Origin of the sequence: Streptomyces sp. SID3343 (assembly GCF_009865215.1) — a bacterium.
Taxonomy (GTDB): domain Bacteria; phylum Actinomycetota; class Actinomycetes; order Streptomycetales; family Streptomycetaceae; genus Embleya.
Window position 1 is genome coordinate 19,275 of the sequence record NZ_WWJX01001533.1, and the last position, 9,555, is coordinate 28,829.

At 69.4% G+C, this 9,555-nt stretch carries 12 protein-coding genes; 8 read left to right on the forward strand and 4 right to left on the reverse strand.

Annotated elements, in window-relative coordinates; translation table 11 throughout:
• Positions 1-549 precede the first annotated feature (549 nt).
• The 3 genes from GT354_RS48915 (at position 550) to GT354_RS48925 (ending at position 1,888) form a co-directional block, all read left to right on the forward strand.
• Positions 550-750 carry a hypothetical protein gene (locus tag GT354_RS48915; protein ID WP_161364567.1) on the forward strand — a complete coding sequence of 67 codons (201 nt, stop codon included), beginning with the start codon at positions 550-552 and terminating at the stop codon, positions 748-750.
• 97 nt (positions 751-847) lie between these two features.
• Positions 848-1,534, forward strand: coding sequence for a DUF6348 family protein (locus GT354_RS48920; RefSeq protein WP_161364570.1), 687 nt, complete (start codon positions 848-850; stop codon positions 1,532-1,534).
• Positions 1,535-1,567: 33 nt separating this feature from the next.
• On the forward strand, positions 1,568-1,888 hold the full coding sequence (locus GT354_RS48925; protein ID WP_161364572.1) for a hypothetical protein: 321 nt from the start codon (positions 1,568-1,570) through the stop codon (positions 1,886-1,888).
• Here the strand turns inward: GT354_RS48925 and GT354_RS48930 are convergent.
• The 4 genes from GT354_RS48930 to GT354_RS48945 all read right to left on the reverse strand — a co-directional run bounded on the left by GT354_RS48930 (position 1,857) and on the right by GT354_RS48945 (position 3,474).
• A complete protein-coding gene (locus GT354_RS48930) occupies positions 1,857-2,102 on the reverse strand; it encodes a hypothetical protein (RefSeq protein WP_161364574.1) in 246 nt (81 codons plus the stop codon). The two genes, GT354_RS48925 and GT354_RS48930, sit on opposite strands and share 32 nt — an antisense overlap.
• Entirely contained in the window at positions 2,099-2,389 is a 291-nt protein-coding gene (locus GT354_RS48935) for a hypothetical protein (protein ID WP_161364576.1), read from the reverse strand. Before GT354_RS48935 ends, GT354_RS48930 begins: the two co-directional genes overlap by 4 nt.
• A gap of 108 nt (positions 2,390-2,497) precedes the next feature.
• Positions 2,498-2,959, reverse strand: a complete 462-nt coding sequence (locus GT354_RS48940; protein WP_161364580.1) for a hypothetical protein — start codon at positions 2,957-2,959, stop codon at positions 2,498-2,500.
• Between the two features lie 8 nt (positions 2,960-2,967).
• Positions 2,968-3,474, reverse strand: coding sequence for a SigE family RNA polymerase sigma factor (locus tag GT354_RS48945; RefSeq protein ID WP_161364583.1), 507 nt, complete (start codon positions 3,472-3,474; stop codon positions 2,968-2,970).
• A 285-nt stretch (positions 3,475-3,759) separates the two neighbouring features.
• On the opposite strand from GT354_RS48945, the gene GT354_RS48950 reads away from it, so the two are divergent.
• The 5 genes from GT354_RS48950 to GT354_RS48975 form a co-directional block, all read left to right on the forward strand.
• A complete protein-coding gene (locus GT354_RS48950) occupies positions 3,760-4,260 on the forward strand; it encodes a hypothetical protein (protein ID WP_161364586.1) in 501 nt (166 codons plus the stop codon).
• A gap of 473 nt (positions 4,261-4,733) precedes the next feature.
• Complete coding sequence (locus GT354_RS48955) at positions 4,734-5,579, forward strand: hypothetical protein (protein ID WP_161364588.1); 846 nt, start codon at positions 4,734-4,736, stop codon at positions 5,577-5,579.
• A gap of 352 nt (positions 5,580-5,931) precedes the next feature.
• Positions 5,932-7,389, forward strand: coding sequence for a cytochrome P450 (locus GT354_RS48960; RefSeq protein ID WP_161364590.1), 1,458 nt, complete (start codon positions 5,932-5,934; stop codon positions 7,387-7,389).
• Positions 7,390-8,125: 736 nt separating this feature from the next.
• Positions 8,126-8,782, forward strand: coding sequence for an SAF domain-containing protein (locus GT354_RS48970; RefSeq protein ID WP_161364593.1), 657 nt, complete (start codon positions 8,126-8,128; stop codon positions 8,780-8,782).
• Positions 8,779-9,555, forward strand: a 777-nt coding sequence (locus tag GT354_RS48975; RefSeq protein WP_161364595.1) for a hypothetical protein, incomplete at its 3' end; no start/stop codon positions are given. The genes GT354_RS48970 and GT354_RS48975, both read left to right, overlap by 4 nt.

Here is a 9,555-nt window from a genome sequence, read left to right on the forward strand (position 1 = left end):
TTCCGCTGCGGTAGGGGGTTTGGGAGCCGCGACCGGGCCCGAGCCGGTTGCGGTTCGATCGCTCGGCCGTGAGGTTGGGTGATGAGGTGGTGGGGTTGGGGATGTGGGGGAGAGGTGAATCGCGCGCGGAAGGCGCGTTCCGTGTTGCTTTACGGGGGAGAGTGCGGGCCGCAGCTGTGTGCGTGGGCGAGGCGGTTCCGGCGGGATGTGGCGGCGCTGCGGCTGGTGTCGGCGTTGATGTGCGAGGGGCGTGTGGCTTGATGGGGGCGGGCGGGCCGGCCAGGACGTCGTGTGGCAGGTGGTGAAGCGATGGGGGATCGGCGGTTGCCGCAGCCGGCGGAGCGCGGATCATGACGGTGACTTGCGAATCGGCGGTACCGGTGCTGGCGCCGGCGCCTGCTCGTTCGTCGGCCGCGACCGGCGTGCGAGCCTGCGGGCCCTGGCCGTTGACCTTCGGGTTCGCCAAGTCGAGTTGCCGCAAAGCCTTGTCGATGGCGCGGTCGCCGCAGATGGCAGAGCACGGAGCGTACGTGTGTGAGGGGTGGCGCGATGCGTCTCGTGATGTTGTCCGGGACATCGCGTGGTTCGGAAGTCCGGATCTGGCAGCTCTCGCCCACGTTCCGGTTCTGGTGGGCGTTCTACGAGCGCTCGTTGGGGATCGACCATCGCGACGTTCCCGTCGGCACGCCCCACGCCCGCGACTTGCTCGCCGTGGTGGTGCACCGCATGGCCGTTGTCGCGGCGTGTTGACCTCGCAGTGAGTGGGGGATGCCCGGCGGCGTTGTGGCGAGTGGGTCGACCCGTCGGTATGTTGCCCGCTTCGCACTCTTCGTACAGGGGAGCTTCCGTGCCCGATCAGGTGCACTTCGAGTACATGCCGGCCGCCCTGCTCGCCCGGTTGGGTGAATATTCGCCCGACTGGCGGGCCGGTCGGGACGGGCTCGTCGGCCCCGGCAGCACCGGCGTTCGGCTCGTGGCGCATGGCGAGGGGCGGTACGGCCATATCGACATCGGCTTCGTGCTCAACCGCGACAAGGCGAACGCGCCGGTTCTGTTGGACTGCGTCGTCGTCCCGCCCGGGGACCCGGTCGAGGCGGTGGGCGTGGCCGCGCGGATCTGGGCCGGGTCCACGCTGCCGCCGATTCTCGAACTCTTCGCGCGGCGCGGCGAGTACGGGGCGCATGTGGGTCTGCACGACTTCGGTGGGCTGCCGGGCCGGCACGTGATCTACGGACCGGTGTTCGGGTGGGGCATCGGCGTCGGGTCGACGGAGCTGATGGAGTGGATCGCGGCGCGGCCGCTCCTGGCCGAGATCGGCGACTTGGTGGCGCCTGCGGTACAGGGGCCGCTCGACCTCGTGAAAGTCGTGGTCGGGGGCCCCGCGGGTGCCGAAGTGGTGGAGGTTCGGGTGGGTGAGCGAGCCGTCCCGGAGGCCGAGCACAGATTGCTGTCGCGGGGCTGGCCACGGCCCGCGGGCGCGTTCTTCTCGCGGTCGGTGATGCTGGTCCTCGACGCGGGGCGGCAGGACGGTTAGTGGGACGGCCTCGGCTCCGCTATCTTCTGCCGAATGAGCAGGATCCGTAAGACGGCGATCATCGTTGTGGCGTTCGTGGGCCTCGGAACGGCGGGGGTGGCCTCGGCGTACGCCATTCCGGGACGGCACCCGCAAGTACGCAAGGTCTGTCGCGTACTCGACCCCGAGGCCAAGCACACCCAGCACACCAAGCAGAGCAAGCACACCAAGCGTCCCGACCACGGCAAGTACACCGGCGCCCCGGCCGCCCGCAAGCACGGGCGGGACGGAGTCATGGGCGAGGTCGCCGACCACTACTGCGTCCCGCGCGGGCAGCACCGCGTCATCCCAAGTGGACCACCTGCAACACGGTGAGTGTGGTCGTTCGTTCGTTGAGCAACAGCACCACGATCAAGGGCCCCGTCGCTGCGGTGCGGACGATGCGATCGTCCTCGCCGTAGCGCACGGTGGCGGTGTACGGGTCACAGACCAACTTGTACAGCAGCGTTCCCCAGTGGTTCATCGCGTTCTCGGGGAACCGGTCGATGACCTCTTGGTGTTCGATGCCGATCCTCGCCCGCCACGTCACGCGGCACTGCTTTGCGCTCGGCCGCGCGAGATCCACTTGAGGACGGTCTCCTGGTCCACCTCGTCGAACTCCGGGTCGTTGCCGGTGGCCGCCACCTGCGCGGCGAGGGCGCGCGCGTGCGGCAGACCGGCGAGCAGGGTCTCCGCCGTCTGCACATAGCGGGCCAACAGGCCCGGCAGGTCCCCGATCGGGGTCAGATGCACCAGGCGTAGGAATTCGTGCCGGGCATCGGGATGGGGGAGCGCATGCGCGATGCGATCCACGGTCCACGGGTCGGAGTTGCTCACGCGGGCCTCTCTTCGCTCGAGACGAATCGCTCCTCAGGCGAAACGATCCGTGCACAGATTAGAGGCCCGGGGCAACGGATTGTGCCGGGTCGACGTGGTGACGTCCCGTCAACTGCGAGTCTTCGCAGAGCAATCGCCGCGGTTGCGGTCCGTGCTGCATCGAAGTGGCAGGCTCGGCCCGAGGTTTTGGACATCCTGGGGTTGCGGGGCGCTCGGCGCGGCGCCTGTGTCGTCCTCGTGGATCGGCGTTTGCGAGCTCGTGGTCTTGGATACATCGGGGGCGACCACGCTCGGTGTCGGGCGGTACGGCGTCGGGGGGTTCGAGGGCGGCGTCGGCTGCGGCGCGACCGACACCGGTGGAGTGGTGGCCGGTTGCACCCTCTCGTGGCGCGACGGTACGAAGGCCAAGGCCGCGACACCGATCGCGAGTACGGCAGCTGCCGAACCCAGCACGGCGACGTGACGGCGTCGGCGTACTCGCTTGCCGTCGGCGACGGCCGCGTCGACCACGCTGGGAAAGTCGGGCTCGGGCTGATCGAGGATCAGGTGGAACATGTCGCGATCGTTCATCGTCGGCCTCATCGTTCGGACAGCTCCCACATGCGGTCACCGACGAGTTCGCGCAGCCGGGACAGACCGCGCGAGCTCTGGCTTTTCACGGTCCCGGGGCTGATCCGCAGCGCCTCGGCGGTCTGTTCCACGCTCCAGTCCTCCCAGAATCGCAGGACGAGCACGGCCCGGTAGCGCGGCGGCAGGCGCAGCAGTGCGTCACGCAGGGTCAGCCGCAGATCGGGCGACTCGGGTATGGACGGACGCTGCGGCAACTCCTCGACCGGCTCCTCACGCCAACGCCCCTTGCGGTGCTGGTCGATGTAGGTGCGGGTCATCACCACTCGGGCATACGCGTCGATGTTGCCGTCCCGATGCAGCCGGCCCCAGGCCGTGTACATCTTCATCAGCGTGGTCTGGGTGAGGTCCTGGGCCTCGTACCAGTCACCACACAACAGGTACGCGGATCTGCGCAGTTGCCCCTGCCGAGCCTCTGCGTACTCGCGGAATTCCCGTTCGCGGGTGGCCTCCCTCACGCGTTCGACAGCGAAGTCGACAGGGGGTGGTCGAGCGTTGCGCGCACCGTGTTCTCCTCGTCGGCGGCCCCTGTGCCCATGCCTGGACGCCTGCATATCGAGGGGCCTGTCACCGAGGGGATACGTGGTCGGACTACGCGGGGTTGCACGGCCTCCGGGAGACGTTGCGCACGTGCCGCCGGCGGGTGGCGGGTGCAACGCACGGCGTGGAACGGCCGTACTTCTCTTTTGCAACGCCCGATCTCCCGGCAGGGGGAACGGTGGTCAACGAAGGAGCGTACGTACGTGACGAACCGTCTGAGCCAGACGCCCGGCCGCAAAATTCGCCACGCGGGGCCGATCGTCGGTGTTCTCGCGACCGTCGGCATCGCACTCGGCGCGTGGGTGGGTGTGGCGTCCGCCGCGAGCGGCGACGCGCCCAGGTCATCGCCCGCGACGGTGGCCGAAGTCGGTGCCGCGTCCGACAAGCCGGCCCCGAGCACGGACGGCGACAAGGACCAGCCGACCGTGGACGCAAGCAAGAACAAGCCGGCCGTGGACGGCACCAAGGACAAGCCCAAGGGCGTCGTCGAGGCCGGCCCCAAGGTCGTCAACCCGGGCAAGCCATGGAAGGAGCAGGCCGGCGCCCCTGCGCCGAGCGTCGACAAGGCTTCGCGGCAACTCGACCCGGCGAACCCGAAGGTCAACGGCCAGGGCCCGCAGGCTCGCGCGGAGGGCGGCCGGTCGGGGCCGACGAACGAGCAGACGCCGGCGCCGGTACCGCCGATTCGCAAGTCACCGTCATGAAGTGATCGTCACGCGGGGACGGTCCGGGAGTGCGAGTCCGGGTGCGCTGTGCCGGCCGCGTCGATCAGGGAACGGCGTTCCGAGTCGGTCGATCGAGAGCCGACGTGCCGGGCGGACCGATCGGGAAGTGTCCATCGGGCGGTGCCGAGTGGGCGGTTTCGAGTGGGCGGTGCCGATCGAGCGGTGCCGAGTGGGAAGTGCCGATCGGGAAGTGCCGATCGGATCGTGTCGATGGTGAAGTGACACGCGAAATCGCGCGGTGACCGTCGGACCAGGGCGATCGGCACGTGACGGTCGAGGAACATCGTTCGCCGGACGAGCGGTACGCGCCGAGCCGCCGCGGGGCTTGGCGCATACCTGCCGTCCGCGCCACGGCGGGAAGCCTCTGTCGCGTGGTAGACAAGCACCTCGGCGCCGCCGGGTCACCGCGCGCCGGGGGGTTGTCGACGGGACTGTTCAACGGGGGGACACACATGTCCGTACACAAGCGCGCCCTGATCCGCGCGTTCGCCGCAGTGGTGATGGTGACAGCCGGCGCGACGGCGTGTGGCGAGGACAACGAGAGCGGGGGCATGCCGTGGGAGGTGAAGTCGCCCGTGTCCACGTCTGTCGCCTTACCCACGCCATCCTTGCCTTCAGTGATTCCCGAGCCCGGTGGCAAGTCCGCGCCGCCCGCGACGCGTTCGGCCGTATCGACGCCGCCGGTGGCTCCCACTCGACCCGCGACCGTTGCACCCACGTCCACGGGCGGCGGGCCGTCCGCCTCGGAGCAACCTGCGGTGTACGACTCGGCGATCACCGACCGGTCGCCGTTCACGCCCGAGGCGTTCTTCGGGGCGATGGGGCCGCGCAGTATTCAGGGGAACAAGTACACGCTCGTCGCGTCGGATTCCATCGGCTGCATGCCCGGTGCGGAACCGCGGTTGGAGAGCGTCACCTTCGACCAAGGCTGTAAGGGCATCGTACGGGCGTCCTTCGTCGACCAGGCGGTCAAGTACGCGTCTACGGTCGCCGTGATGAGCCTGCCGGACAAGGCGACGGTCGATCGGGTGGACGCGAAGCTGAAGGCGTCGACCGACAACGGACGCTACGTCACCTTCCTCCAGCCGCCTGCGTCGACCGGCGTGCGGATCGCCGACCCGCCGAAGGGGTCGATCGGCAAGTACATGAAGATCGGCCACTACCTGCTCTTGGTCGAGGTCGCCAAGGCCGACGGTACGCCCGTGCCCGATCAGGATGCCGAGGCCAATCAAGTCGCGTCGAACACGCTGGGCGCGGCGGTCGAGCACCTCAACGTGCTGCTGTGGTCGGCCCCGTGACGCCCGGCTGGCTCGTCCCTCCCGCCTCGTCCGTCGGCCGGCCATGGACGGCGGACGGCGGGTCTGGGACCATCTGACGGGTTGTCGGGGGTTGAGGTGCTTCGGAACGAGTGGGGGCGTTTCGGGGGCCGCGCGAAGCACTGCTCGGACGCGGAATCCCCGCGCTGTTCCGCCGCTGTTTCGGCACTGCCTGGCGCTGCTTCGGGACCGCTCAGGGACCACCTCCGAGACCGGTCCCGAAGTGTTCCGGGACAGCTCCGGGACAGCTCCGGGACAGCTCCGGGAGTGCTTCCGAACTTCGGGGACCACGCCGAGGTCTGTCAGAGGTCGACCAGGTCAGGGGAGTCGCGTCATGGGTCAGGACACCGTGCCGAGCATCATCTCGGACGCCGGGGCGAAGCCCGATCACGAGGCGAAGTCGGAGCAAGAGGCGAAGCCGCATCGAGACGGAAAGCGGCATCGAGACGCAAAGCCCGATCGTGAAGCGAAGCCCGAGCCCGGGCCGCCCCCGCCCCCGCTCGCGGTCCCGCTCGCCCCGGGTGGGCTGCCCCTGGTCGGTCACACGCCCGCGTTGCTGCGCGGACGCTGGGACTTCGTGGCCTCGCTGCGTACGCACGGCCCGATCGTGCGCCTGCGGATCGGGCCCAAGGAACTGTACGTCCTCAACGATCCCGAGCTCGTGCGACGCGTGCTCGTCGAACACGCGGACACCGTCGAGCGGGACGGCTTCTTCAAGCAGGCTCGCCTGCACATCGGTGACGGCCTCGCGGCCTCCGACGGGCCGCTGCACCGAGGGCAAAGAAGGGTGCTGCAACCCGCGTTCCAACGGTCGCGGATCGGCGCGTACGTCGAGGTGATCCGGCGCCGGGCCGAGGACGCGAGTGCCCAGTGGCTGCCGGGGCAGCGGCTCGCGCTCGATCGCGAGATGGCCGAGCTGGGGCTGACCACGCTCGGCCGGTTGATCTTCGGCGAAGACCCTGCGGCCGACGCGGCGGTGGACGAGGTGCGGCAGTCGCTGCCGGTGTTCATCCAGGAGGTCTTCACCCGGACGCTGCTGCCCGAATGGGCCCGGCAGTTGCCCACTCCGGGAAACCGGCGCTTCGCCGAGACCGGGCAGCGGTTGCGGGACGCGATCACGAACGCGGTCGCGGCGGGCGACGGTTCCGGGCTGCTCGGCGAGTTCACGCGGATGGACATGACGCCCGAACTCGTGCGCGACGAGGTCGTGTCGATGCTGATCGCGGGCAACGACAACACCAACGCCACACTTTCGTGGGTATTTCACGAGATCGGTCGCAACGAGAACGTGCGCGAACGGCTGCATGCCGAACTCGACGACGTGCTCGCCGGCGGCCCGGTCGACGCGGCCGATCTCGGTGCGCTCGTATATACAAGGAACGTTGTCGACGAGACGCTTCGGCTGTATGCCCCCTGGCTCGTCGTGCGCAGAGCCAACCGCGATGTCGACGTGATGGGCCATCACATCCCGGCCGGCAGCGACGTGTTGTACAGCCACCACGCGCTGCACCGGGACCCGGCGGTGTTCCCCGAACCCGAACGGTTCGATCCCGATCGCTGGGCCGAGCCGGGATACCGCGGCCGCGTCCGCGGCGTCTACATGCCGTTCGGCGCGGGCGTACACCGGTGTATCGGCGAACACCTGTTCCTGGCCCAGATCGTGACCACGGTCGCGACCGTGTGTTCGCGGTGGCAGCTCGACCCGGTGGCCGGTAAGCCGTCACGGCCACGGACGAGCGCGCTCCCGCGTCCCGGGCATCTTCCGGTGACGGCGCGGCGGCGCCGGGTCTGACGCCTCGTCGAATCCAAGGCGCCCGGACCCACGCCGAGACCGGGATCGACACTCGGCCGAACTCCGGGCCGAACCCTGGACCGAACTCCGGGCCGAAACCCGGACCGAACTCCGGCCGAACCCTGGACCGAACTCGGGGCCGAAACCCGGACCGAACCCCGTTTCGAAACCCGTTCCGAACCCCGAACCCGAACCCCGACCAGCCCCACCCAAGCCCGCCAAACCCCCACGAAGCAATTTGACGACACTTTCACCCTCACCGAATAGCCGTTCGCGCGCCGGCCGCCCCGTGTTGGAGCGCGCGTTACCACGTCCCAACCGTTGACGTGCACACACAACTCGACCGGCCAACAATTGCCCGAAAGTGCTTGCGGAGCATGTCGTTTCGGGACCATCGTGGGGCCCGTTCGGTGTCCGGAACGAGATGCTTGCCCGTGATCATGGCTGGGGTCGGGTTCGTCATGTGGCGTCCACGATCGGGCTGGTTGACACGGTGAGAGGTCGCCCCGGGGTGCTTCGAATGATCGACTTCGGCGGCTGATTTCGGGCCGTTCACCATTCACCTGACAGTGTGTGTGGTGGAAGATACGAGCGGTAGCTCCGAAGTGGATCTCGGTCCGCGCGGAACGGGTGGGCCCGGCAGAGCAAGGGGGCGGAGCCGGTGGTGAAGGCAGCGACGGAACGGCCATCGGGCAACGGAGTGGCGCCGCAAGGCGCGCCCGGGGGCGCGATGCCCGTGACGCCTACGCGCAGCCTGGGCGCGAGACGTCGGCGACCCGCGCTCATCGCGCTGTCCGTCGCCTTGATCGCGGCGGGCGGGCTCGGCTCGGCGGCGTTCTACCAAATGCAGAATCACAAGGTCGCGGTGCTGGCCGTGGCACGTGTCGTGCCCTACGGCGCCACCATCGCGGCGGCAGACCTTCAGGTCGTGGAGATCAACGACGCGGCGGGACTTCGGCCGATCGGATCGGGCTCGAAGTCGGTCATCGTGGGGAAACGGGCCGCGGTGGAGCTGCGCCCGGGCACCTTGCTGACGTCGGATCAGGTCACCGAGACGGTCGCCATCAAGTCGGGAGAGATGCTCGTACCGATCGCGGTCGACAGCTCCCGCATGCCCGTTCGAGGGCTCACGCCCGGCACCCAGATCGTGATCGTGACCAGCCCGGTCCCGATGGGCGGCAACAACGCGCCCACGACCACGCCCGGGCAGATCAGGGCGACGGTGATCCGCTCCACCGGCTTCCGCGACAGCGGACCGACCATCCTCGACGTCGCCGTACCGCCCCAGGACGGCCCGCTCCTGGCTACCCGCGTGATGGAAGGCAAGTTTTCGGTCGTCGTCCTCAACACCGGCAACGCGGACACCCCGCCCGGCACCGGGGGAGCCACATGACGGTCGTCGCGGTCACCGGCGGCCAGGGCGCGCCCGGTTCGACCTCCACCGCGCTGGCGCTCTTGCTGACGTGGCCCCTGCCGCCGGGTCGGCGAGTGATCCTGATCGAGGGCGACCCGGACGGCGGGACCATACTCGCGGGCGCGTTGCAGGGGCGAGTTTCGGCCGAATACGGCCTGCACCAGCTCGGTGTGGCGCACCGTCAGGGAAATCTCGTCGACGCGTTCTTCCGCCAACTCGTGGACCTGTCCGACGGTCGCCGGGAACGACTGCTGTTGCCGGGCCTGGTGGACCCCACCCAGGCCTCGGGACTCGCCTACACGTGGGACGCCATCTCGCAGCTCGCCGCCGGTCTGGGCGGCCAGCAGATCCCCCACGACGTGATCGTCGACCTGGGTCGACGCGGCACCTCGGGCGCGTCCGCGATCATGTCGCGGCGCGCCGACGTGGTCCTGCCGATCGTTCGCGGCACGCTGCCCTCGCTCGCCCAGGCGCGGCCCCGGATCACCTCGTTGCGCAACGACCTGGACACGCACGGCACCGGCTCGGACGCGGTCGGGATCGTGCTGATCGAACAGGGGCGTTACCCGCGGCAGGAGATCGGTCGACAACTGGAATCGCCCGTCCTGGGCCTGCTGCCGTACGACCCCGAGCGCGCGCGGGTGCTGTCCGACGGCGAGGGCGACACCGGAAAGCGGTTCCTGCGCTCGAAGTTCATGCGCGCGGCCCGGACCACCGCCGACGCCGCGGTACACCTCGCGGCGCAGCGTCGG